The 24,071-nt window shown below is 70.9% G+C and carries 24 protein-coding genes; 17 read left to right on the top strand and 7 right to left on the bottom strand.

From position 1 onward, the window contains the following. Positions 1-18 precede the first annotated feature (18 nt). Together ABZ840_RS00455 and ABZ840_RS00450 are read left to right on the top strand one after the other, a co-directional pair. Entirely contained in the window at positions 19-624 is a 606-nt protein-coding gene (locus tag ABZ840_RS00455) for a TetR/AcrR family transcriptional regulator (protein ID WP_361550899.1), read from the top strand. Continuing rightward, complete coding sequence (locus ABZ840_RS00450; RefSeq protein WP_361550898.1) at positions 621-989, top strand: DoxX family protein; 369 nt, start codon at positions 621-623, stop codon at positions 987-989. Before ABZ840_RS00455 ends, ABZ840_RS00450 begins: the two co-directional genes overlap by 4 nt. Before the next feature lie 67 nt (positions 990-1,056). Here ABZ840_RS00450 and ABZ840_RS00445 read toward each other — a convergent pair whose 3' ends face one another. After that, a complete protein-coding gene (locus ABZ840_RS00445) occupies positions 1,057-2,091 on the bottom strand; it encodes a LacI family DNA-binding transcriptional regulator (protein WP_361550897.1) in 1,035 nt (344 codons plus the stop codon). A 280-nt stretch (positions 2,092-2,371) separates the two neighbouring features. Here ABZ840_RS00445 and ABZ840_RS00440 point away from each other — a divergent pair, with 280 nt between their 5' ends. The 11 genes from ABZ840_RS00440 to ABZ840_RS00390 all read left to right on the top strand — a co-directional run bounded on the left by ABZ840_RS00440 (position 2,372) and on the right by ABZ840_RS00390 (position 15,231). Continuing rightward, positions 2,372-3,706, top strand: coding sequence for an extracellular solute-binding protein (locus ABZ840_RS00440; protein ID WP_361550896.1), 1,335 nt, complete (start codon positions 2,372-2,374; stop codon positions 3,704-3,706). Further along, positions 3,703-4,632, top strand: coding sequence for a sugar ABC transporter permease (locus tag ABZ840_RS00435; protein WP_361550894.1), 930 nt, complete (start codon positions 3,703-3,705; stop codon positions 4,630-4,632). The genes ABZ840_RS00440 and ABZ840_RS00435 overlap by 4 nt, the downstream gene beginning before the upstream one ends. Positions 4,633-4,667: 35 nt before the next feature. Next, positions 4,668-5,477, top strand: a complete 810-nt coding sequence (locus ABZ840_RS00430; protein ID WP_361550891.1) for a carbohydrate ABC transporter permease — start codon at positions 4,668-4,670, stop codon at positions 5,475-5,477. A gap of 100 nt (positions 5,478-5,577) precedes the next feature. Beyond that, complete coding sequence (locus tag ABZ840_RS00425) at positions 5,578-7,281, top strand: glycoside hydrolase family 13 protein (protein WP_361550888.1); 1,704 nt, start codon at positions 5,578-5,580, stop codon at positions 7,279-7,281. A gap of 134 nt (positions 7,282-7,415) precedes the next feature. Continuing rightward, a complete protein-coding gene (locus tag ABZ840_RS00420) occupies positions 7,416-8,423 on the top strand; it encodes a GNAT family N-acetyltransferase (protein WP_361550885.1) in 1,008 nt (335 codons plus the stop codon). A gap of 86 nt (positions 8,424-8,509) precedes the next feature. Further along, positions 8,510-10,102 (top strand): molybdopterin-dependent oxidoreductase, encoded by a 1,593-nt coding sequence (locus ABZ840_RS00415; protein ID WP_361550882.1) that lies wholly within the window; start codon positions 8,510-8,512, stop codon positions 10,100-10,102. 86 nt (positions 10,103-10,188) lie between these two features. Beyond that, positions 10,189-10,833: a fasciclin domain-containing protein gene (locus tag ABZ840_RS00410; protein WP_361550879.1), complete on the top strand. Its 645-nt coding sequence runs from the start codon at positions 10,189-10,191 to the stop codon at positions 10,831-10,833. A gap of 228 nt (positions 10,834-11,061) precedes the next feature. Next, a complete protein-coding gene (locus tag ABZ840_RS00405; RefSeq protein ID WP_361550876.1) occupies positions 11,062-12,318 on the top strand; it encodes an FAD-dependent oxidoreductase in 1,257 nt (418 codons plus the stop codon). Positions 12,319-12,380: 62 nt separating this feature from the next. Next, a complete protein-coding gene (locus ABZ840_RS00400; RefSeq protein ID WP_361552272.1) occupies positions 12,381-13,130 on the top strand; it encodes a DUF1365 domain-containing protein in 750 nt (249 codons plus the stop codon). After that, a complete protein-coding gene (locus ABZ840_RS00395; protein ID WP_361550873.1) occupies positions 13,127-14,380 on the top strand; it encodes a cyclopropane-fatty-acyl-phospholipid synthase family protein in 1,254 nt (417 codons plus the stop codon). Before ABZ840_RS00400 ends, ABZ840_RS00395 begins: the two co-directional genes overlap by 4 nt. Continuing rightward, on the top strand, positions 14,377-15,231 hold the full coding sequence (locus ABZ840_RS00390; RefSeq protein WP_361550870.1) for a DUF1295 domain-containing protein: 855 nt from the start codon (positions 14,377-14,379) through the stop codon (positions 15,229-15,231). Before ABZ840_RS00395 ends, ABZ840_RS00390 begins: the two co-directional genes overlap by 4 nt. A gap of 100 nt (positions 15,232-15,331) precedes the next feature. Here ABZ840_RS00390 and ABZ840_RS00385 read toward each other — a convergent pair whose 3' ends face one another. Both ABZ840_RS00385 and ABZ840_RS00380 read right to left on the bottom strand, forming a co-directional pair. Next, the gene (locus ABZ840_RS00385; RefSeq protein ID WP_361550867.1) at positions 15,332-16,075 is read right to left on the bottom strand and encodes an anti-sigma factor; all 744 of its coding nucleotides are present in this window, start codon (positions 16,073-16,075) and stop codon (positions 15,332-15,334) included. Then, positions 16,072-16,662: a sigma-70 family RNA polymerase sigma factor gene (locus tag ABZ840_RS00380; protein WP_361550864.1), complete on the bottom strand. Its 591-nt coding sequence runs from the start codon at positions 16,660-16,662 to the stop codon at positions 16,072-16,074. The genes ABZ840_RS00385 and ABZ840_RS00380 overlap by 4 nt, the downstream gene beginning before the upstream one ends. A gap of 259 nt (positions 16,663-16,921) precedes the next feature. Here ABZ840_RS00380 and ABZ840_RS00375 point away from each other — a divergent pair, with 259 nt between their 5' ends. After that, positions 16,922-18,169, top strand: a complete 1,248-nt coding sequence (locus ABZ840_RS00375; protein WP_361550861.1) for a cyclopropane-fatty-acyl-phospholipid synthase family protein — start codon at positions 16,922-16,924, stop codon at positions 18,167-18,169. Between the two features lie 21 nt (positions 18,170-18,190). Here ABZ840_RS00375 and ABZ840_RS00370 read toward each other — a convergent pair whose 3' ends face one another. Then, positions 18,191-18,577, bottom strand: coding sequence for a nuclear transport factor 2 family protein (locus ABZ840_RS00370; protein WP_361550858.1), 387 nt, complete (start codon positions 18,575-18,577; stop codon positions 18,191-18,193). A 107-nt stretch (positions 18,578-18,684) separates the two neighbouring features. Here ABZ840_RS00370 and ABZ840_RS00365 point away from each other — a divergent pair, with 107 nt between their 5' ends. Beyond that, the gene (locus ABZ840_RS00365) at positions 18,685-19,272 is read left to right on the top strand and encodes a TetR/AcrR family transcriptional regulator (protein ID WP_361550855.1); all 588 of its coding nucleotides are present in this window, start codon (positions 18,685-18,687) and stop codon (positions 19,270-19,272) included. A 78-nt stretch (positions 19,273-19,350) separates the two neighbouring features. Here the strand turns inward: ABZ840_RS00365 and ABZ840_RS00360 are convergent, their stop codons facing one another. Further along, a complete protein-coding gene (locus ABZ840_RS00360) occupies positions 19,351-20,088 on the bottom strand; it encodes a GAF and ANTAR domain-containing protein (RefSeq protein ID WP_361550853.1) in 738 nt (245 codons plus the stop codon). Between the two features lie 393 nt (positions 20,089-20,481). After that, positions 20,482-21,447: a helix-turn-helix transcriptional regulator gene (locus ABZ840_RS00355; protein ID WP_361550850.1), complete on the bottom strand. Its 966-nt coding sequence runs from the start codon at positions 21,445-21,447 to the stop codon at positions 20,482-20,484. Positions 21,448-21,722: 275 nt separating this feature from the next. Here ABZ840_RS00355 and ABZ840_RS00350 point away from each other — a divergent pair, with 275 nt between their 5' ends. Further along, positions 21,723-22,196, top strand: a complete 474-nt coding sequence (locus tag ABZ840_RS00350; RefSeq protein WP_361550847.1) for a hypothetical protein — start codon at positions 21,723-21,725, stop codon at positions 22,194-22,196. 180 nt (positions 22,197-22,376) lie between these two features. Then, positions 22,377-23,372: a hypothetical protein gene (locus ABZ840_RS00345; RefSeq protein ID WP_361550844.1), complete on the top strand. Its 996-nt coding sequence runs from the start codon at positions 22,377-22,379 to the stop codon at positions 23,370-23,372. Positions 23,373-23,405: 33 nt separating this feature from the next. Here ABZ840_RS00345 and ABZ840_RS00340 read toward each other — a convergent pair whose 3' ends face one another. Beyond that, positions 23,406-23,960 carry a TetR family transcriptional regulator gene (locus ABZ840_RS00340; RefSeq protein ID WP_361550841.1) on the bottom strand — a complete coding sequence of 185 codons (555 nt, stop codon included), beginning with the start codon at positions 23,958-23,960 and terminating at the stop codon, positions 23,406-23,408. Positions 23,961-24,071: the final 111 nt, after the last annotated feature.

The raw sequence follows: 24,071 nt of genomic DNA, 5'->3' as shown, positions 1-24,071 counted from the left end.
TGTTCATTTGCGGGCGGCATGACCTCGCGCGGCGAGCAGCGGGAAGCCACCCGCGAGCGAGTGTTGGGCGCGGCGGAGCAGCTGTTCGCTGCCCGCGGGTTCGAGACCACCACCATCCGGGAGATTGCCACGGATGCGGGCGTGAGCGTCGGCACCGTGATGGCGGTGGGGGACAAGGCGGCGATCCTGGTCGAACTGTTTGACCGGCGTATCTCGGCCCTGCAAGCGGCGCGAGCGGAGGACGGTGAATTGCGCCGAACTGCCGCTGCCCACGGGCGTCTTGTCGATGAGATCCTTGCCCTGTTCGAGCCGTTCGTCGCTCTCTTCTCCAGCGACCCCGGGCTCGCCCGCCAGTACGCGGCGGCCCTTGTGACCGGCAAACACGAGGCGGGTGTCTTCCATGAACTCGCCGCGGTGCTGCGGCGCGAGATCAGTGACGTCCTCGCGCGCGGCGGTTTCGCTCCGGATGCCGCCGCTCGTGGCGCGACCGCGATCCACCTCGCCTACCTCGGCACTCTTTTCGTCGGGGCAGGGGCCGGAGGGGACGACCTGAACGGGCCCGTCGAAGAGCTCGTCTCCGTCGTGGAATTCCTCACCGAGAACCAGGAAAGCGAGCAGACGTGACCGTGCTTCCCGACCCGTGGTGGCCGCAGGCAGTGCTCGCGTGCATCCTTGCCGGGGACGCTGCCATGTCCATCCGCCCGCCGGCCTTCATCCGTGCCTGTTTCGAAGGGGTCAGGTTCCCCGAGGACTGGTGGTGGACGCTCGTCGTGATCAAGCTTCTCGCGGCCGCGGGGCTCATCACCGGAATCTACGTGGCCGGCATCGGCGTGGCTGCCAACGCCGGCGTGATCTGCTACTTCCTCGCGGCGGCCGTCGCGCACATCCGAGCCCGTTTCCTGAAGTCGGAGTTCTGGCTCAACTGTCTCGGCATGCTCGCACTCTCTACGCTCGCGCTCATCGTGTCCTATGTCGTTCCTGGGCTTTGAGCGCGTCGGTGCGGGCCGGTGCGGTGGTGCTGTCCTGGCGAACGGGGGTTGTCGGGACAGCAGCACCTCACTCCGGCTCCGACTCCGGGGGCGGGCCCGTACTGCCTCGCGGTATCAGGTGTGTCGGCAGTACGACGTGGTGTGCCGGGTCGGCGGTCGGGTCGTCGATGAGGGTGTGGGCGAGGGTGCCGGCGGCGCGGCCGACCTCGGTGGCGGGCTGGGCGATGGTGGTGAGGTCCAGCCACTGCGCGTGGTCGTGGTCGTCGAAGCCGAGGACGGACAGGCGGTCGGGTACGGCGATGCCGGAGGAGCGCAGCACCGACAGCACCTCGATGGCGATTTCGTCGGTCTCGGCGAACACCGCGGTCGGCGGGTCGGCCAGGCACAGCAGTTGCCCGACGGCCTCGGAAGTGGCGCGCCGGCCGCGGGAAGTGGCGACCACCAGGTCCTCGTCGTAGGGGAGCGCCGCTTCGGTCAGCGCCTCGCGGTAGCCGAACAGGCGGGTGCGCGAACTGCACGTGAAGCCGGAGTCGGGGGCGGCACGGACGAAGCCGATCCGGCGGTGGCCGAGCCCGCGCAGGTAGCGGGTGCCGCCGCGGGCCGCCGCGACGTCCTCGACGTACACACTGGCCCGGCCCGGTGCGTGCTGGCTGACGTACACCACCGGGACGCCCAGCCCGTCCAGCCGGGCGAACTCCTCCTCGGTCAGGTCGAAGGAGATGACCAGCAGCGCGTCGGCGTTGCGGCGGGCCGGCAGGCGGTCGAAGAAGGCGGCGCGTTCGGCGAGGTCGCCGACGCTGTAGACCTTCAGGTCCAGGCCTGCGTCGCGCAGTATCTCGCTCAGGCCGCGCAGCACCTGTCCGACGAACCACGAGCCGAGCGTGGGCGCGAGCACGGCGACCGTACCGGTCTTCCCGGTGACCAGGCTGGACGCCTGCCGGGAGATCACGAAGGACAGCTCGCCGGCTGCCGCCTCCACCCTCGTCCTGGCTTCGTCCGAGACGGTGGAGAGGCCGCGCAGGGTCCGCGAGACCGTGGAGACCGAGACCCCCGCCCGTTCGGCCACGTCGGCCATGGTGGGGTGGCGTTGCGCTGGAGGCATGCCCCGGAATGTAGCACAGGTGTAGCGCACATGGACCCGACCGGTGACAGCGTTATCACCGGGAGGGGTCCGGCAATCCGCGGCAACTCGGCCAATCTGCCTGCTTCTTCGTGCGAGAGGACGCCTTCCCCAGTTGCTGCGCGCGCCATTGACAGCCCCTGAGGCCGTCCCTAGCGTGCAAGCGTTGTCAGGAGCACCCCCCCCAAGGGGCTACGCTTCAGCGCGCCCTTCCCTCATCGCCCTCCCCTCGGCGTTCTCCCTCGGTCAGGAGCGCATCGTCATGCCATTGAGCCGCAGATCACTCCTCAGAACCACCGCCGGGGCCGCCGTCCCGCTGGCCGCCGCGACCGGCTGCGGACGTGCCGCGGCCCGCGGGCCGGACCTCTCGCACGCCACCGACGTACCGCGCGGCCCGGTCACCATCCGCTGGTGGGCCGGCCGGGTCGCGGCCCGCGACGGCAGTGACCTGCGGCCCGTCCTCATCAGTGCCTTTCGCCGGAAGTACCGCAACATCACGGTGCGGCTGATCGCCTCGCCGCCGACCACGGACGTGGCCCGCGCGGCTCTCACCACACAGGTGGCGAGCGGCAGCCCGTCGCCGGACGTGTACATGGGCGACCTGGCCTGGCCGGCCCAGTTCGCGGAGAACTCGCTGGCGCTGGCGTTGGATCCGCTGCTGCCGAAGGGCTACTGGCAGCGCTATCCCGAGGAGCTGGTCCGGGCCCTGACGTACCAGGGCCAGGTGTATGCCTTTCCTCTCTACCTCGACGAGGCGTTCCTGTACTACCGCACGGATCTGCTGCACAAGCACGGGCTGCGGCCGCCCGGTTCATGGGAGGAGCTGGCGACCACCGCCACGAAGATCCAGCGGGCGGGCGACGCCGACTTCGGCTTCGTCTGGCAGGGCACGGTGTACGAGGGGCTGACCGCGAACGTCGCGGAGCTGGTCGCCGACGCGGGCGGCAGCATCCTTTCCCCCGATGCCCGCAAGGTCACCTTCGACGGTCCCGCGGGGGTGCGGGCCCTGTCGTACCTGCGCGAACTGATCACCCGCGGGGTCACTCCGTCCTCGGTGACGACCTTCGTCGAGCAGGACAGCCTGGATGCTTTCACCAGCGGCCGGTCGGTGTTCCTGCGCAACTGGCTGTACGCCTGGGGAGTGGCGGACAATCCGGCGTCCTCGCAGGTGGCGGGGAAGATCGGGGTGATGCGACGGCCCGGCTTCGAGGGCGGCACGGGCGGCCGCAGCTGCCTGGGCGGCTGGTGCAACTACCTCAACCCGCACTCCCGCAACCTCGGCGCGGCCCTGGCGTTCGCCCGCTTCCTCGCCGAGGAGGAGGGGCAGTCGATCCTCGCCCGCGAGGCGGCCGTTCTGCCGCCGTTGCTGTCCCAGCTGCACGGCAAGGCCGTCGCGCGCTCTGCCAACCCCGCTTTCGCGCTCGCCCGCGACGTACGGCTGGTCGCCCGGCCGACCCGGACCCCGGAGTACCCCATGGTCAGCAAGGCGGTGTTCACACCGGTCAATGAAGTGCTCAGCGGCGGTACGAGCGTCCGGCAGGCACTGGCCCGCGCCCGCGGTGACCTCCGGGCAGCGCTGCGCGGGGAGGCGCTGTGACGGACACCCCTTCGGCGACAGGGCGTCCTCCGGTGGGCCTCGCGAAGCGACGCGCCCGTACCGGCTGGCTCTACACCACCCCGGCGCTCGTGGTGATCGCGCTGGTGACGATCTTCCCCATCCTCTACTCCGTCGTCCTCAGCTTCAGCAAGGTCCGCTTCACCTTCGGCGGCCTCCGCGTCGAGGAATGGACGCTCGGCAACTACACGACGATGCTGGCCAGTCCGGTCTGGCTGGAGGCGCTGGCCTTCACGGTCGGATACACACTGGTGACGGTGGCCGTGGAGATCGCCCTCGGCATCGCGGTGGCGATACTGCTGGACCGGCTGGAGGCCGGACGCGGCTGGATCCTCGCGCTGCTGCTCATCCCCTGGTCGCTGATCACGGTGGTTTCGGCGCAGCTGTGGGACTTCCTCTACGACGCCACTTTCGGCGCCGTGACCTGGCTGTTCGGGCTGGTCCTCGACCAGCCGCCGGTCATCCTCGGCACGCCCGTACCCGCGATCACCGGTATGGCCGTCGCGGACATCTGGAAGACCACGCCGTTCGTCGCGGTGATCATCCTGGCCGGGCTGGTGCGCATCCCGCAGGAGCGGTACGAGGCGGCCGAGGTGGACGGCGCGGGCGCGTGGAGCACCTTCTGGAACATCGTGCTGCCCGCACTGCGACCGGTGGTGTCGGTGGCGGTACTGTTCCGCGTCCTCCAGGCGTTCGGGATCTTCGACCTGCCGTTCGTGCTCACCCAGGGCGGTCCCGGCACGGCCACCCAGTCCCTCGCCGTGCTCGGCTACAAGACGCTCTTCCAGAACCTCGACATCGGCATGGGCGCGGCGATCGCCACGAGTACGGGCGTGCTGGTCATCGTGTGCTGCCTGCTGTGTCTGCGGATGTTCCGCAACCAGGTCGACGAAGGGGGTGCGGCATGAGGCGCGGCCGCAGGCGCACGGGAGTGCGCCGGTACGTGAACGTGGTGAACCTCGGGGCGCTGGTACTGGTCGCCGTGACCGCGCTGCCGTTGCTCTGGATGGCGGTGACGTCGTTCAAGACGGCACGGGAGAACGGCGCCCTGCCGCCGACCCCCGTACCGCTCCACCCCACGCTCGCCAACTACCGCCAGGCGCTGGGCTTCGCGGGATTCGACCGCTACCTGCTCAACAGCGCGGTGGTGGCCGTCAGCGCCACCGCCATCGTCCTCGGGCTCGGACTGTTCGCCGGCTACGCGTTGGCCCGCACACCCATGCGCGGGCGCGGCCCCGTGATGACCGTACTGCTGATGATCTCCGTCTTCCCGACCATCGCGGTGGTCACCCCGCTGTACCTGGTCGAACGCGAACTGGACCTGCTCAACAGCTACTGGGGCCTGATCATCCCGTACACCGCCTTCCACCTGCCGTTCGCGATCTGGATCCTCCGCAACTCGCTGCTGAGCATCCCGTACGAGCTGGAGGAGGCGGCGACGGTGGACGGCGCGGGGCCGACCCGCACACTGCTGTCGGTGATCCTGCCGCAGGCCCGGCCCGCACTGTTCACGGCCGGGGTGTTCACCTTCACCGCCACCTGGACGGAGTTCCTGATGGCGCTCACGTTCAACAGCGAGGACTCCTACCGGACCGTGCCGGTGGGCATCGCCCTCTTCAGCAGCCAGTACGAGATCCCGTACGGGACGATCTTCGCCGGGGCGATGGCCGCGACGGTGCCGATCGCCCTCCTCGTCCTGATCTTCCGGCGCGCCGTACTGTCCGGGCTGACCGACGGCGCGGTCAAGGGATGACCGGCACGCCACTCTTCTCGCCCGATCCGCAGCAGTCCTCCGATTCGCACCAGGCCTCCCGCCCGTCGAGGCATCCGATCCGCACCGCGAAGGAGCACCCGTGACCACCAACGCCCCGTCCTCCCTCGACTCCTCCTCGCAGGACCCCGACTGGTGGCGGCAGGCCGTCATCTACCAGGTCTATCCGCGCAGCTTCGCCGACAGCGACGGTGACGGCATCGGCGACCTGCCCGGCCTCACCGGCCGGCTGCCGCACCTCGCGACCCTCGGCGTGGACGCGCTGTGGCTGAGCCCCTTCTACCCGTCCGAACTGGCCGACGGCGGATACGACGTGGCCGACTTCCGCGACGTGGACCCGCGGCTTGGCACCCTCGCCGACTTCGACGCGATGGTCACCGAGGCGCACCGGCTGGGCCTGAAAGTACTGGTGGACCTGGTGCCGAACCACACCTCGGACCAGCACGTGTGGTTCCAGGAGGCGCTGGCGTCGCCGCCCGGTTCGGCGACCCGCGCCCGGTACGTCTTCCGCGAAGGGCGCGGCGAGCACGGTGAGCTGCCGCCCTCGGACTGGGTCTCGCGGTTCGGCGGCAGCGCCTGGCAGCGGGTGCCGGACGGGCAGTGGTACCTGCACCTCTTCGCACCCGAGCAGCCGGACCTGGACTGGAGCAACGAAGAGGTGCGCGAGGACTTCCGGCGCACACTGCGCTTCTGGTCCGACCGCGGGGTGGACGGCTTCCGCATCGACGTGGCACACGGGCTGGCCAAGGACCTCGCCGAGCCGCTGCGGGACATGGGCGAGAACCAGTTCAAGGGCGACCACGACCTGCTGCCGGACGGCACCCACCCGCACTGGGACCGGGACGAGGTGCACGAGATCTACCGGGACTGGCGGCTCGTCCTGGACTCCTACACCCCGCCGCGGATGGCGGTCGCCGAGGCCTGGGTGAAGAACTCCCGGCGCGTCCTCTACACCCGCCCCGACGAGCTGGGGCAGGCCTTCAACTTCGAGTACCTCCAGGCGGAGTGGACGGCCCGTACGCTCCGCAAGGTCATCACCGAGTCGCTGGCCACGGCCGCCGCCGCGGGCGCCTCGGCGACCTGGGTGCTCTCCAACCACGACGTCGTACGGCACGCCTCCCGGTACGCACTGCCCCTCGGCACCGACACCGACGCCTGGCTGCTGAGCGGCGGCAAGGACCCGGCCCCCGACCCGGAGCTGGGGCTGCGCCGGGCCCGCGCCGCGACCCTGCTGATGCTGGCGCTGCCGGGCTCCTCCTACGTCTACCAGGGCGAGGAACTGGGCCTGCCGGAGGTCGCCGACCTGCCCGCCGAGGCGCTGCAGGACCCGGTGTGGGAGAACACCGGGCACACCCGCAAGGGCCGGGACGGCTGCCGGGTGCCGCTGCCGTGGACCCCGGAGGGCACTTCGTACGGATTCGGGTCCGGCGGGGCCTGGCTGCCGCAGCCGCCCGTCTTCGGTGAGCTGTCGGCGGCCGCCCAGGACGGCGTCGAGGGCTCCACACTGGAGCTGTACCGCGCGGCCCTGCGGCTCCGGCGCGAGCTGCAGGGCGACGAGTCGCTCGAATGGCTCTCGGCCCCGGACGAGACGGCGGCGGACGGCCCGGCCGGAGACGGCACCGCCGACCTCGTCCACTTCGCCCGCTCCACGGGCTGGCAGTGCCTCGCCAACCTCTCCGGCCGGCCCGTACCCCTGCCCGCCGGCGAAACCCTCCTCACCAGCGGAGAGCTGACCGACGGCCTGCTGCCCCCGGACACCACGGTCTGGCTGCGCGGCGAGCGCTGAGAGACCCGGCGTCGCTCCGGGGCCCGGCGAAGCGACGCCGGAGCCGGCGGGCGTTTACCCGGTCGCGCCGTCCCGGGGATCTTGTAAGAGTGAGGTCCCAGGACAGGCGCGACCAGGTGAAAGGAGCGGTCGACATGGGAGGTCAGGTTCCCGCGGAGAGCCTGGAGGCCCGGCCTCTGAGCAAGGACTGTGTCCCGGCCTGGCTGGAGCTTCAGCAGGCAGTCGAGCGCGTCGACGCGACCGGCGAGCACGCCGATGCCGAGGAACTGCTGGAGGTGCTGTCCGACCCCAAGCTGGAGCCGGAAGAGGACAGCCTGGGGCTGTGGGACGGCCCGCACCTGGCCGCGTACGCCGTGCTGCACACACCGCACGGAGCGGTGGACGTGGCGCGCTTCCACGGGGACGCTGCGGTCCATCCCGACTGGCGGCACCGCGGCATCGGCAACCGGCTCGTCGCCTGGCTGGAGGCCCGCGCCCAGGCCCGGCACGCGGCGGACGCGGAGCTGTCGGCCATGAAGGGTGAGCTGCTGCTCGAAGGGATGGCCGGGCAGGAGGACCTGAAGAAGCTCGCCGCGCGGCGCGGGTACACGCCGACCCGCTGGTGGTTCGACATGAAGCAGCCGCTGGCCGGCAGCGGCCGCCCCGAGCCCCGCCCGGCCCCCGAGGGCACCCGCCTCGTGCCGTACGACGCCGCGTACGCGGAGGCCACCCGGCTCGCGCACAACGACGCGTTCCGCGACCACTGGAACTTCACCCCGTTCGACGCGACCGACTGGCGCACCTGGGTCACCGGAGCCAAGGCATTCCGGCCCGCGATGTCGCGGCTGCTGGTGGCGGGCGCGGAGGTGGCGGCGTACCTCCTGGCGGAGGAGAGCACGGCGGAGACGGCCGTAACGGGCAGCCGGGACTGCCACGTCGGCTACCTGGGAACCCGGCGGGCCTACCGCGGCCGCGGTGCGGCACCGGCCCTGCTGAGGGAAGTGCTCCGCGCGGCGCGCGACGCCGGGTACGACTCGGTGTCGCTGACCGTGGACACCGCCAACCCCTCGGGCGCGCTGGGCTTCTACGAGGAGTCGGGGTTCGTGGTGGAACGCGAGTCCGTCACCTACGCCCGTCCGCTGGAGGCGGCGCGCCCCTCCTGACACCCCGGTCGTCGCCTCGCCGGCCCCTGGCCGATTCGGGGTGACGGAGGACCAATCCGGCGCCGGTGCCGCTCCGAACAAGGGGTGTGAACGAGCGAAACGGAGTGCGCGAGCGCCGGATCCTCGCTGCGCTGGGCGGGCTGGTCGCCGGTTACGCGGCGCTGGCCGTGGCGGAACTGGTGTCCGTCGCCGTACGGCCGGCAGCGAGCCCGGTCACGGCGGTCGGCGGCGCGGTCATCGACCAAACCCCGGCCGCGGTGAAGGACTGGGCGATCCGCCAGTTCGGGACCAACGACAAGCTGGTGCTGCAGCTGGGCATCCTCGGCGTACTCGCCGTCCTCGCCGCCGCTCTGGGGCTGCTGGGCCTGCGGTACCGGCGGCGGGCATCGGCCGGTGTGCTGATCTTCGGCATCGTCGGGGGCGCCGCCGCGACAGGGCGGCCGGACGCGGCGGGTGTCGTCGACGCGGTGCCGTCGCTGGCGGGAGCCGTGGCAGGAGCAGCAGTGCTGTACGTGCTCCTCGGGCGGCTGTCGGCGGAGGGGGAGGCGCAGGGCGGGAGTGCTGCCGGGGAAGCACCTGAGGCCACGGCGCCGGGACGCAGAGACTTCCTGGTCGCGGCCGGTGCCGTCACCGCCTTCTCGACCGGTGCCGGGCTGTGGGGGTGGCGGCTCAATGCCTCGGCGGCCGTCGATGCCGAGGCGAGCCGTGCGGCGATCAGGCTGCCGGCCCCCGGCTCTCCGGCGCCGCGCCTGCCGCGCGGGGTGGACCTGAAGCTCCCCGGCCTGACGCCGTACCGCACACCCACCCGGGACTTCTACCGCGTCGACACTGCCCTGACGGTGCCGCGCCTGGACGCCGGAAAGTGGCGGCTGCGCATCCACGGCCAGGGGGTGCGTAACCCCCTCACGCTGGACTTCGACGACCTGTCGCGGCGCCGGCTGATCGAGCGGGACATCACCATGACCTGCGTCTCCAACGAGGTCGGCGGCCCGTACGTCGGCTCGGCCCGCTGGCTCGGCGTACCGCTGGCCGAGGTGTTGCGGGAAGCAGGCGTACGGCCGCCCTCCCAAGGCGGGCGCGCCGACCAACTGGTGGCCCGGTCGGTGGACGGCATGACCCTGGGCACGCCGGTGGAGACGGTCATGGACGGCCGCGACGCGATGCTCGCCGTGGGCATGAATGGCGAGCCCCTGCCCTTCGAGCACGGCTTCCCCGTGCGCATGTTGGTGCCCGGCCTGTACGGCTACGTCTCGGCGTGCAAGTGGCTCCAGGAGCTGGAGCTGACCACCTTCGCGGCGTACGACACGTACTGGGTCGAGCGGAAGTGGGCGCGCAAGGCGCCGATCAAGACCGCGTCGCGGATCGACACGCCCAGGCCGTTCGCCTCGCTGAAGGCTGGAACCGTCGTGGTCGCCGGCGTGGCCTGGGCACAGCACAAGGGCATCGAACGGGTCGAAGTACGGGTGGACGGCGGCGGCTGGCAGGAGGCACAGCTCGCCGCGCAAGGCCCGGTCGACACCTGGCGGCAGTGGATGTGGCAGTGGCCGGCCAAGCCCGGCACCCACACGCTCCACGTTCGCGCCACCGACCGCACCGGCGCCACCCAGACCACCGCACGGGCCCGCCCCATTCCTGACGGGGCGTCCGGTCACCACTCGGTGGTGGTCACCGTGACCTGACCCGAACAGCCCCTGAGGGCGGCCCTTGAGGCCAGTCCACGTACACCTCCGTACCACCCACCACTTCCCTTCAGGAGAAGAGCATCATGAACACTCTGCGTATGCGCCGTACCGTCCTCGCCGTCACCGCGGCAGCGGTCCTCCCCGTCGCACTGGCCGCCTGCTCCAGCGACGACGGCGGCAAAGAGAAGGCGTCGGACTCCGGCTCCTCCTCCGCGCCCAAGGGATCCACGAGCAAGTCCATGGATCCGATGGCAGGACCCTTCGGTCCGGCCTGTTCCACCGTCCCCAAGGAGGGCAAGGGCAGCTTCGACGGCATGGCCCAGGACCCGGTGGCCACCGCCGCGTCGAACAACCCCGCACTGTCCACCCTGGTCTCCGCGGTGAAGAAGGCCGGTCTGGTCGACACCCTGAACAACGCCGAGAACATCACCGTCTTCGCGCCGACCAACGACGCGTTCGACAAGCTGCCCAAGGACCAGCTGAACAAGGTCATGAACGACAAGGAGATGCTGACCAAGATCCTGACGTACCACGTCGTCGGCCAGAAGCTCACTCCGCAGCAGCTGGAGAACGGCAGCTACCCGACGCTGGAGAAGAGCAAGCTCACCACCTCCGGTTCCGGCACGTCGTACAAGGTCAACGACGTCTCGAACGTGGTCTGCGGCAACGTGCCCACTGCGAACGCCACCGTCTACATCGTCGACAACGTGCTGATGCCGACGAAGTGAGGGCCTGTGCTGTCGAAGAAGTGCGGGCCTCGGCCGTCGACGAAATGAGTCCTCGACCGCCGACGCAGTGATGCACCGGCCGGTGCCGGGCGGACGCCCTTGCGCGGGGCGCCCGCCCGGCCGCACTGCTGCGACGAGGCGACCAATCCGTCCGGCCGTCCGCTCCGAATCCCGGGTGAACAGGCGGTGCATCCGGTGCCGCCGTGGCCTTGGAGGAGACGGATGCCGATGGTGCGCACCGCGGTGGTGGGCAGCGGAATAGCAGGCCTGACAGCCGCCTACGTGCTCCGCGACGCCCATGAGGTGACGCTGTACGAGGCGGCGGACCGGCTGGGCGGCCACGCCCACACCCACGACCTGGCCTCGTCCGACGGCCGGGTGCACCAGGTGGACTCGGGATTCATCGTGCACAACGCGCGCACCTACCCCCACCTGCTGAGACTCTTCGACGAGCTGGGGGTGGCGACCCAGGAATCCGAGATGAGCATGTCGGTGCGGTGCGCGGGCTGCGGCCTGGAATACGCCGGCGCCCGCGGCCCGCGCGGGCTCTTCGGCCGCCCTCGCAACGCGGTGAGCGGACGCTACCTGCGGCTGCTGGCCGAGGTGCCGCGCTTCCACGCACGAGCCCGCCGGCTGCTCGACGACGATGTCCAGCACGACCGGACGCTGGCCGCCTTCGTCGCCGAGGGCCGCTTCTCGCCCTACTTCATCTCGCACTTCCTCACGCCGCTGGTCTCGGCCGTGTGGTCGTGCGATGCCACGACGGCCCTGCGCTACCCGGCGCGTTACCTCTTCCGGTTCCTGGCGCACCACGGCATGCTCTCCACCGGCGGCTCGCCCACCTGGCGCACGGTGACGGGCGGTTCCCGTGCGTACGTCGAGCGCGTCGCCAAGCAACTCGACACGGTCCACACCTCCGCACCGGTGCGGGCCGTCAGCCGGACCGGCGACGGCGTGCGGATCACCACCGAGGACGGCACCACCGCTCGCTACGACTCCGTGGTGATCGCCGTCCACCCCGACCAGGCACTGCGCCTGCTCGCGGACCCCACCGACGACGAGCAGGCGGTACTGGGAGCCTTCCGCTACTCGCGCAACGCCACGCTGCTGCACACCGACACCTCTCTCCTGCCACGCCGCGCGTCGACCGCCTCCTCGTGGAACTACCTGATGCCCTCGTGCCGGGCCGGTGCCGATCAGGTGCTGGTCAGCTACGACATGAACCGGCTCCAGCGGCTGGACGCGCCCGAGCGGTACGTCGTCACGCTCAACGGCGGCGAGCGTGTCGCACAGGACCGGGTGCTGGCCCGTATGACCTACGAGCACCCCGTTTACACGCCCGAGTCCGTCGCCGCCCAGCGCCGGCTGCCCGGTTTGAGCGGCCCGGTCACCGCGTATGCGGGCGCGTACCACGGCTGGGGATTCCACGAGGACGGCTGCCGCTCCGGCGTCGCGGCTGCCCGGGCCCTGGGGGTGGAGTGGTGAGTACTGCATCTGCGGCGCGCACCGCCGGCCGGCCGAGCGGCGTCGCTGCCCGCACCCCGGCGCTGTATCCCAGCCTCATCACGCACGTCCGCACCCGGCCGCGGCGCTATGCCTTCCGGCAGCGCACCTACCTGTGGCTGGTGGACCTCGATGCCCTGCCCCGGTTGCCCCGGATTCTGCGTCCGCTGGCCCGCTTCGAGGCCCGTGACCACTTCGCGGGCGGCAGCCGCAAGGACGCCAAGGACGCCAAGGACGCCCGGTACACGATCCGGGACGGGCTCGAGGCGTTCCTTGCCGCGCGCGGTGTGGAACTCCGCGGCGGCCCGGTGCTGATGCTGGCGCACGCCCGGGTGTTCGGCCATGTCTTCAACCCATTGTCCGTGTACTGGTGCCACACCCCGGACGGCGCTCTGCGGTGCGTGGTGGCCGAGGTGCACAACACCTACGGCCAGCGCCACTGCTACCTGCTCGAACCACGGACGGCCGAGCAGGGCAGCCGGACGGACAAGGAGTTCTACGTGTCGCCGTTCTTCGGCGTCGACGGCGCATACCGGATGCGGCTGCCCGTCCCCGGCGAGCGGCTCGACCTCAGCGTGCGGCTCGAAATCGAGGGCTCCCACCTGCTGACCGCCACCGTACGCGGCGTCCGCCGCCCCGCCGGCACCGCCGACCTGCTCCGCGCCGCCGCCCGTCACCCCTGGTCCACCGCCGCCGTCTCCCTCGGCATCCGCTTCCACGGCATCCGGCTGTGGCGACGTGGCCTGCCCGTTCAGCCCTGCCCTCCGCACGACCTCCAGGAAGGTATGCAGTGACCCTCTCCGCCCTCCCCACCGCCGCGGCCGTCGACCCCCGGCGATGGCCCGATGTCGCCGCGCTGCCGCCCTGCTCCACCGCCCGCAGAGACGTGGGCGAGCGCCTCGTACGCCATGCCTTGGCCCGACTGCCGCTCACCGTGCACCTGGGCGCCCACGAACAACTCGGCCTCGGCGGACCGGTGTTCACCGTACGGGCCCCCGACGCCTTCTTCCGACGCACCGCCGCCCGCGGCCTGACCGGCTTCGGGGAGTCCTACATGGCGGGGGAGTGGGAAGCCGAGGACCTGGTGGGAGTGGTACGCGTCTTCGCCGACCACGTCACCACCCTCGTCCCCGCGCCACTGCAACGCCTGCGCCGCTTCTGGGCGTTGCGGCAGCCGGCCGGCCGGCGCAACACTCCCGAGGGGGCACGGGCCAACATCCACCACCACTACGACCTCTCCAACGACCTCTTCGCCCTCTTCCTGGACGACACCCTCACCTATTCCGCGGCCGTCTTCGATGCCCTGCCCGCCCGTTGGGAAGGGCTGGCCGAGGCACAGCACGAGAAGATCGACCGGCTGCTGGACCTGGCCGGCGCGGGACCCGGCACCCGGCTGCTGGAGATCGGCACCGGTTGGGGCGAGCTGGCCGTCCGCGCCGCCGAGCGCGGCTGCCACGTCCACTCGGTCACCCTCTCGGCCGAGCAGCGGGACCTGGCGCTGGCGCGCATCCGCGCGGCCGGGCACGAGGAACGCGCCACCGTCGAGCTGTGCGACTACCGCGATGTACGTGGACGGTTCGACGCCGTCGTCAGCGTGGAGATGATCGAGGCGGTCGGCGCGGAGTACTGGCCCCAGTACTTCGCCACGCTCGCCGGGCGGCTGCGGCCCGGCGGCCGCATCGCCCTGCAGGCGATCACCATGCCCCACGACCGGATGCGGGCGACCCGCAACACCCACACCTGGATCCAGAAGTACATCTTCCCCGGCGGCATGCTGCCCTCCCTGACGGCCATCGAGGACCACGCCCGAGCCGCCGGACTGCGCGTCACGGACTGCACGCCCTACGGAGCGCACTACGCCGAGACCCTCCGGCTGTGGCGCGAACGCTTCACGGCCCGGGAAGGCGAGGTGGCCGAGCTGGGGTTCGACTCCGTGTTCCGCCGGATGTGGACCTTCTACCTCGCCTACTCCGAGGCCGGCTTCCGCGCCGGCTACATCGACGTGCACCAACTCCGACTGACCCACGAAGGGCTTCGCCGATGAGCGACCCGACCACACCCGCCTTCCTCCTGCACGCCGCGGGCGCCCCGGACGCCTTCCCCTGGAGCGCCTTCGCCCTCAACCTGGCGGTGGCGGCCGGCGCGGCACTCGCGGTCCTGCTCGTCACGTTCGCCGTGGCACTGCGCCGGGGCCTGCACCGGATCGTGGACATCGCCTGGGGCCTGGCGTTCGCCGCGGTGGCCCTGACCACGTACGGCATGTCGGCCGGCGAGGGCGACGCCGGCCCGCGGCTGCTGGTCACCGCGCTCACGGTGATCTGGGGGCTGCGGCTGGCCGGCCACATCGCCCGGCGCGGCCGGGGCAAGGGCGAGGACCCGCGGTACGAGAAGATGCTGGCCAAGGCGCCCGGCAACCGCAACGCCTACGCCTTCCGCATGGTCTACCTGTTGCAGGCCGCCCTCGTCTGGCTGGTCTCCCTGCCCGTCCAGGCCGCACAGTACGTCCGCGGAGCGCCGTACGCGCTCATCGCGGCCGGGGTGGTCCTGTGGCTGGTCGGCCTGTTCTTCGAAGCCGTCGGCGACCACCAGCTCGCACGCTTCACCGCGGACCCGGCCAACCGGGGAAAGATCATGGACCGTGGCCTGTGGGCGTGGACCCGGCACCCCAACTACTTCGGGGACTTCTGCGTCTGGTGGGGACTGTTCCTCTTCGCCTGCGGAGACCTCGCGGTGGCCGCCGCCACCGTCCTCTCACCCGTGGTCATGACCTTCCTGCTGACCCGAGGCAGCGGCAAGGCCCTGCTGGAGCGGCACATGGCGGAGCGTCCGGGCTACGCCGAGTACGCGGCCCGCACCAGCGGATTCTTCCCCCTGCCACCCCGCGCACGGAAGTGACGGACGGGGGAGTCACAGGCGGGGGAGTGGCGGGCGGCCGGAGGGACGCCGGCGGCAGTGCGCCGGCGTCCCTCCGTCCGCCACTTCGCGCGTCCGCGCGTCAGGTCCGGGCGGGGAAGTCCATCAGCGCGATCGGCCGGGTCGTGGGCTCCCGGGAGCCGCCGGCCGGCTCCACCGTCACCCCCATGCCGGAGGCCTTGCCGACGTCCCCGTCCAGCAACGTGGCGGCCGCACCCCGCGCGGCGCTGAACGTACCGGCCGAACGCATCGTCCCGCCGTCGTTGAACCACAGCTGATACACCTTGCCGCCGGGCAGGTCGGCCAGGCCGGAGGCGACGAAGGCCGCACGGTTCCGCGTCTGGGAGACCACGACCGTACCGGTGCCGCCGTCACCCAGCTTGCCGGTCGACGCGCGGGCATCGGGCGCGGCCAGCACTGCCGCCAGCTCCGCCGCCTGCTGCTGGGCCGCCGAGCGCGCCTCCTCGGCCTCCTGGTGCTGCCAGACGGCGATACCACCGAACGCCGCGGCGGCGGCAAGACACGCGGCCAGCGCCAGCCGCGGCAGCGAGCGCCGCCAGGACCGCCCGGAGAAGCGGTCACCGCCCACCGCGGGCGGCTCCTGACGCACCGTGGCGATGCGCTGCAGTACGCGGCCCTTCAGCTCCGCCGGCGGCACCGCGGCCACGGCCTGCCCCAGCCGCGCGGCCGTGGCGGTCAGCTCCGCGACCTCCTGCCGGCAGGCCGCGCACTCCCGCAGGTGCCGCTCGAACTGAACACGCTCGTCGTCCGGGAGCGCATTGAGCGCGTAGGCGCCCGTCGCCGTGTGCAGGTCGGCGTCGTTCATGCCGTCACCCCCAGGCAGTCGCGCAGCCGGATCAACCCGTCCCGCAGCCGAGTCTTCACCGTCCCCAGCGGCAACGCCAGCAGCTGCGCCACCTCCCGGTAGGTCAGGCCGCGGTAATAGGCCAGCGTCACCGATTCACGCTGCCGCTCGGTGAGCGCGCCCAGACAACGGCGTACCCGCTGGCCCTCCAGCCGCGCCTCCACCTGCTCACTCACCTCGTCGTAGGCCGGCGTCCGCTCCAGCAGCGCCGCCTTGTTCTCCCGCTCGGTCCTGGCCTGCGACGCCCGTACCCGGTCCACCGCCCGCCGGTGTGCCATCGTCAGCACCCACGTCATCGCACTGCCCTTGTCCGGGCGGAAGCGGGCCGCGGTGCGCCAGACCTCCACCAGCACCTCCTGGGTGACCTCCTCGGACTGCCCGGGATCCCGCAGCACCCGCGTCACCAGACCCAGCACAGGCCCACTCACCACGTCGTACAGCAGCCCGAACGCCTCCTGGTCACCGAGCGCGACCGCGGCCAGCAACGCCTCCGCGTCGTGCCCCGCCGGCCGGGACCCCGGCCCTCCCCGTACCTCTGGCGCTCCCATTGCGCTCCTTCGCTCGGTGCCGCCTCACATCACACCGCCGTGCCCGGCCGTCCGGCCATCCGGACACGCAGATGTCTCCCACGTCATTGCTTCGGAGCCGCGACGTGACTGGATTGGTCGCGAAAACCGACGACCGGGGGATCGGGGCGGGGGCGGGACGGCCGAGACAGTCAGGACGGCCGGGGCTGATGACCCATCCGCGACGCCCGTGGCTCCGAATGAGTAGACGAACGCCGCACATCGAGGAGGCAGCATCCCCATGCCGTCAGTCACCCGGGGCGCCGCGCAGCGCCTGCTCCCGCTCGTGGAGAAAGCCCTCGGAGGCCCCCTGCCGCTGCGGTTGCGTACCTGGGACGGCAGCGAGGCCGGCCCACTGGACGCCCCGGTCGTCGTCGTACGACGCCGGCGCGCGCTGCGCCGCCTGCTGTGGCAGCCCGGCGAGCTCGGCCTGGCCGAGGCGTACCTCACCGGCGACCTCGACATCGAGGGAGACCTGACCGACGGACTGCGGACCATGTGGCAGGCCGCCCGTGACCGGGGCCTGCGAGCGCCCCGCCTCGGTCTCACCGACCGGGCACGCGCCGCCGCCACCGCACTGGCCCTGGGCGCGCTCGGCCCGCCACCGCCTGCCCCGGCGTCCCGGGCGCGCCTGCGCGGCGAACTCCACAGCAAGCGCCGCGACCGCGCGGCCATCAGCCACCACTACGACCTGTCCAACGACTTCTACGCCCTGCTGCTGGACGAGACCATGGCCTACTCCTGCGCCGTCTGGACCAGCGAAGATCCGGCGTACACCGCTGCCGACGCCCAGCGCGACAAGCTCGACCTCATCTGCCGCAAGCTCGCACTGGGCCCCGGCGACCGGCTGCTGGACATCGGCTGCGGCTGGGGCTCGCTCACCCTGTACGCCGCCGAGCGGTACACGGTCGAGGTCACCGCGGTCACCCTCGCCCGGGAACAGGCCGACCACGTACGCGAGCAGGCCAGGAACCGGGGTCTGGCGGACCTGGTCGACGTCCAGTGCCGCGACTACCGCGACATCGAGGGCGGGGCGTACGACGCGGTGGCGACCGTGGAAATGGGCGAGCACGTGGGCGACGCCGAGTACCCCGCCTTCGCGGCCTTGCTGCACCGGGCGCTGCGCCCGCGCGGCAGGGTGCTGGTCCAGCAGATGTCGCGGGGCAGGCAGGCGCCGGGCGGGGGAGCGTTCATCGAGACGTACATCGCACCGGACATGCACATGCGCCCCATGGGGGAGACCATCGGCCTGCTGGAAGGCGCCGGCCTGGAAGTACGTACGGTGGAATCGCTGCGCGAGCACTACGTCCGCACCGTCCGGGCCTGGCACGACACCCTGGAAGAGCACTGGCCCGAGTTCGTCGCCCTCGTCGGCGAGGAAACCGCGCGTGTCTGGCGGCTGTACCTCGCAGGCGGAGGACTCGCCTTCGAGGAACGCCGCATGGGCGTCGACCAGTTCCTTGCCGTACGCCCGGACGAGGGCACGTGAGGGGAGAGCGGGGCGCGCGCCTCAGACGAAGAACGCGTTCATACCGGCGACATCGGACAGGTAGGTCTCGATACCCGCGACCTTCCCGTCGCGCAGCCGGCAGACCGTGGACAGGTACTCGTCCAGCCGCACGTCACCCCGGCGGGCGGTGTTGTGCAGGGACAAGGCCATGTTCTCGCGGCTGACCAGGATGTGCAGCAACTCGAAGCGGAGGCCGTAGGAGGCGATCTTCTTCGCCCGCTCGACCACCGCGTCAGCGCCGTCGGCCGTACCGGAGATGGTGTTGTCGCCGGGGAGCGTCCAGGTGGCGTCATCGGTGAGCAGCGTCCGGATGCCGTCCCAGTCACCGGCGGTGAGGAAGGCGTGGAACCTCTCGCCGAGCTGGTGGGCGGCCTCGTACTGGGACATGTTTCCTCCACGGGAGCTTTGCCGAAGCTTTAAAGCAAAGGTCTTTGCCTTAAGCAGGCTAGCGAGGGTCACCCTTAAAGCGCAATTCTTTGCTTTAAGATGGAAGGATGCCCGCCAAAAGCAAAGACAGCCGCCCCGGAGGCCGGAGCGCCCGTGTACGCGCTGCCGTACACCGGGCGACGGTCGACCTGGTGCAGGAAATCGGCGCCGACAAGGTGACCCTCCCCGCGGTGGCGCGCCGCGCGGGCGTCAACCCCAGTTCGGTCTATCGCCGTTGGGGGACAACCGCCGCCCTCTTGGCGGATGTCGCTGCCCAGCGCGCGGACGAGGCGACCCCGGAGCTGCTCGGAGACCTCCGAGCGGATCTGGAACGGGCGGCGGTGTGGACGCTCACCGATCTGTCCCGCCCAGGAGGCGTGGCGTTCTTCCGCGCCGAAGTGGCGCCGGACGTGGATGACCGCCGGGCCGGACTGAGCGAGTGCTTGCAGCGCGTCAGCACCCGGTTCCAGGCCGCCTTGGACGCCGCGGCCCGGCGGGGCGAGGACACCCCCGGACTGGACCGAGTGCTGGACCGCGTGGTGGCCCCCCTCTACTTCCGGGTGGTCTTCTCGATCCCGGAGACGGGCGAGAACTACGCACGACGCCTCGTCGCAGAACTCTGCGACGAACTCTGCGACGCGATCCCGTCGCACTGAGCGTCCCCGTACACCGACTCCGAGCCTCCCGGCGAACGGCGCCCCCCCTGCAGGTACCTGGAGGAACACCGGCGTGCGTCAGGGTGCCACGTCGAGTCCGCACGGCATGGCACCCTGTGCGATGCGACTGGCGAGGTCGCTGAGTTTCTGCTGTCGCGCGCGGGCGTGGCAACGCAGCCGCACGAAGGCCTCGTCCACGCCGATCCCCAGTCGCGACGCCAGCACACCCTTGGCCTGTTCGATCACGATGCGGGTCTCCAGCGCCCTCTGCAGTTGCCTGACGATCTCGTCCTTGGTGCGCAGCACCTGCCGATGGCGCAACCAGGCCCCAAAGGCATCGGCCAGCGTCTGTGCCAGACGCAAGTCCCGCTCCGTCAGCGGAAAGGGGGCCGTACTCATCAGATTCACCGCACCGACCGTGTGCTCGCCGGCGCGCAGCGGTACGGCGGCGGCGCTCGTGATGCCGAGGCTCAGCGCACGAGGGGCGAAACGTGGCCAGCGTTGTACGACGGGGCCTGCGGGGTGCAACGCGACCGGGGCCAGTACGGTGCCGCTGCGCGTGCTGTCCACACAAGGGCCCTCATCCAGTTCGAGCTGCTCTTCCTCCAGTTGCCTGCACATCTCGTCGGAGGCGGTGAGGTAGTCCACCTTTCCTGCCTCGTTCGAGATCGTCGCCCCTGCCGCACGTACGCCCAGGAGGCTGACCATGTACGCCGTGAGGTCGTGCAGGAGGTCCAGTACGTCACACTCGTACGTGCGGGTGGCCAGGTCGAGCACGGCTTCAGCTACCAACGTTTCACGGTCCGTGGTAGGCATCGGGAAGTCCTTCGATTCTTGGGGGCTCACTGCCACGTTCCTCGCCCCGCCCGATCAACCAGCACGGCCGTCGGAATGGCCCGTGGCGCTCGACTCCCACACCCGGGCTCGTTCGCTGACGGTATGGCGGGCTGAGAGGCGTTGCGGCGAGTGCGCGCGGTGCGGGCCATGACCATGTCCGTCCGCCGGCGGCACCGGCCCCCGGCGGGAGCGGCCACGTCCGGCGTCTGCTTCACGCTCCAAGTCAAGCCCCGCAGCGCAGGGACATGCCATGCAGAAAACGCGCCTGGCGCTGACGGTTGTACAGAAAACGCAGCCCGGCGGCCCACCCACCGGGAGTGACCGGCGGCCCCTCAGCCTCGGATCGGGGGCACCCGTCACTCCCGGCGAAGATCACGCACCGCGGCGCAGGAGAGTCTCGTGCGGCAGACAGCCGTACGCGGTGCGGTAGGCGGCAGCGAACCGGCCGGTCTGGAAGAAGCCCCACCGTGTGGCGACGGCGGTGACCGTGACATCGCCCGTCGGGTCGGCCGCCAGCAGGTCGGCGTGGGCGTGGGCGAGGCGGACCCGGCGCACGTAGCCCATGGGGGTGGTGCCCAGGTGACGCCGGAACGCGCACTGCACGGTGCGGATGCTGACGTGGGCGGCTACGGCGATGTCGGCCACGCTGATATCGGTGTGCGCGTGCTCGTCGATGAACGCGACGGCGCGGCGGACGGTGGCCGGGTGCGCGTCGTTGCGGTCATCGATGGTGGGGTCGGTCAGCGCGGTATGGGGGAACGTGTTCAGCACGCTGGCCGCCAGGCACTGGGAGGCGGTCGAGGCGATCAGTGGCTGGTCGCGCGCGACCGGGTCGTTGCAGACACCGTCGCGCAGGTAGGCGATCGTGTGCTGCAGGTGCCGGGCGGCGGCCGACGACACCGGCCGGTCGCCGGTCAGCCGTACCGGTTCGGGCCTCCGGCCGGGAACCGTGGCGGCCACCCTGGTCAGCAGATGAGGGTCGAACATGATGAGGTTGTAGCGGGCACTCCGGATGACACCGGCATACCTGTGGCCCTCCGGCGTGTACACGAACACGTCCCCGGGACCGAAGGAGCCCTCCTCCCCGTCGGGGAAGAACTGGCGGACGATGGTGCCGGACTGCAGGCTGCCCAGACAGATCTTGTCCAGGACGTTGGCGTCGTGACTCATGTCGTAGTCGAACTCGAGCTGATCCACGCTGACCGGCCCCACGACACCGCGTGAAACCTGCGCCCGGGTCCGTTCGGCGTCACCGCCGATCTGCATTCTGGTGTAGGCCGTGCTGAGGAACTCCTCGGTGAGCTCCAAATCATCGCTGTCGAAATCGAACGTTTCCATCGCGATATCCATCGATCAGTCAGGGAGCGTGTGGTGTGTGACGTGTGATGACGGGAGTGCGAGGAGGGACACGACCGCCTCCCTCCAGCGGCCAATTTCTTTCTTGCCCGTCGGGCAACGTCGACATATCCACGTTATGCCCCGCCGGAAGGTCCAGCGGATGACTTTCCGTAAACTCCCGTAACAGCCGGGACGACCAGCGTCGCCCCGCAGGCTGCCCGCCCGCTGCGCGATGCCCCGCCGGCCGGCTGCGGGCCCTGTATAGGCTGGTACGCATGGATGTGACGGGGTGCCTTGGCTGCGATCTCCTCGCCGGACGCCGGGAGTTGCCCGGCGGAGTACTGCACGAAACCACCGCCTGGGTGGTCAACCACGTCGTCGGCCCGATGAACCTCGGCACTCTGATCGTCGGCCCGCGGGAGCACGTCGTGGCCGTCGCGGAACTCGACGACACGGCAGCGGCGGAGCTCGGCCCATTGCTGCGCGATACCGCTCATGTCGTCGAAACGCTGTGCCGGCCTGAACAGACGTACGTCTGCGTGTGGTCGCACGGCCACGACGCGCGCAAGCACCTGCACATCGCGGTCCAGCCCGTAACCGCGGAGGTGCGGTCCCGCTACGGCGGACTCCGCGCCGAACAGCTCCAGGCCCGGATGATGGCGGCCGGGGACGAGCCGAACACCACGGATATCGAAGAATTCTGCGAGCGCGCTCGCGAACTGTTCCGGTCCATCACGATCACCAACTGAGGTCTTTCGCTTGGATCAGGCTGGATCGGGGGGCGTGGACGGGGCCGTGAGGCGCGGGTGTGCGAGCGGGGTCACGCGCAGCCGTCGTGCGGGCAGACAGTCGTGCCCCGACGACGCTTACCCGCAGCCGAATCGCCGCACTACTCTGTGCCTCTCCGCGACCGAGGGGCAGAGGCACACATGCATGACCGCGCACCGCACACGCACGCCACGCCGCAGCGCACCGCGCCGTCCTGCAAGCCCGAGCCGCCCGCACAGACCTCGCCCCCGGCCGAAAAGGGCCGACTGACCCCCGCGGCGGTCACCGCGCTGCAGCGCACCGCCGGTAACACGGCCGTCATGCGCGCTCTTTCCGCCGGCGCCGCCGCGCCCGTCCAGCGGCGCAAACCCTCGGCGAACGCGCCGACGGAGCACTACGCGGGCAAGGCCGAACAGCACCCGGAATGGCCGGTGTTCCAGAGCCTGATGCAGACGGCCGGGTGCGCCGAGGCCGAGACGGAGACGGCCTGGCAGCTCATCCTCGGCGGCCTGCGCGAGCAGAGTGACCTGAACCAGCAGTCCGCCGATCCTTCGCTCAGCAAGCAGTCCGCCAGCAAGCTGCGCGCGTCCAACACCTGGTTCAAGGAGCTGGTCGCCTTCCTCGGCCACAAATTGAAGATCGGACAGGGCTCCATGGCCCTGTGGTCCGGCGGCTTCGACACCAGCAAGTACGCCAAGTCCAAGGGCCACGCGCCGCTGGAGTTCAGCCCGCTGGGAGCGGTGGTGGACCAGTTGGAGCTGCACTCCGACTGGAGGCTGCAGGGCAAGCTGTGGAACGCCCTTTCCGTCGCCTACGTCAGTCACGCAACCGGCCCGGTGCACGTGTTCATGCGCGCGTACGACCCCTCGAGCGTGCTGGTCAAACAGGAGATCCCGCAGCTGCGCAAGCTCCAGAAGCTCAACCCGAACGTCGAGTTGGTCTGGCACCCGCTGTACACCACGCCCGACGGCAAGATCCACGAGATCACTCCGGACCTCCGCCTCGCCGACGACGCCCAGTACACCAGCAGGGACAAGTGCGTGGCAGCGATGTACACGTACCTGCTACGCATGCACGACGAGAGCAACGACCAGGCGGGCCCGGCCTACAAGGACATGACGAATCGTCTGTCGGCCAACGTCAACGCCAAGGCCTGACACAGACGGAGGCGATCGCGTCAACAAAACCGCCTAGGTCAGCGCCTTCAGCGCATCGAACGCATCGCGGAGGTGCTGGGCGAAGCTGTGCTCGTCCGGGTCGGCGAGCCAGCGCTCGTACGCGACCTTGAAGACGGCCACGCCCGTCTCGGCCGCGAGGCCGGCGGCCGGTTCCGCGGTGCCGCGGTCGCGCAGGGCCCCGGTGAGCGCGGCAGCGATCGCGGCGAGCTTGATCAGCTCGCGCTCCTGGAGTTCGGCGTGGGCGGCGATGACGGCCTGCCGCCGCCGGACGAGCTCACGGCGCTCATCGAACTGCCCCGCGGTCGCTTCCAGCGTGACGGCCACCGCGTCCAGCGGCGCCGCGTCGTCCGGGACCTCGGCGAGGGCGGCGACCAGACCGTCCTGCAGGGCAGTCCCGCCGAACAGCACCTCGCGCTTGTCGGCGAAGTGCCGGAAGAAGGTCCGCTCCGTGAGGCCGGCGCGTTCGGCGATCTCCCTCACGGTGGTCGTGTCGTACCCGCGCTCGCTGTACAGCTCAAGTGCCGCCTGCTCCAGGCGTCCGCGCGCGTTCGGCTCCCATCTACCCATGGCTCGGATCGTACGTGATGTCAGCCCCTGACATCACTGCTAGCCTGATGTCAGTGACTGTCATCGTCTCGATGGGTGCCGTCTGCCCGGCGGCACTGACAGTGACTGAAT

Source organism: Streptomyces sp. NPDC047117, from assembly GCF_040643545.1.
Lineage (GTDB): Bacteria > Actinomycetota > Actinomycetes > Streptomycetales > Streptomycetaceae > Streptomyces.
This window is presented reverse-complemented; position numbering and strand designations above follow the sequence as displayed.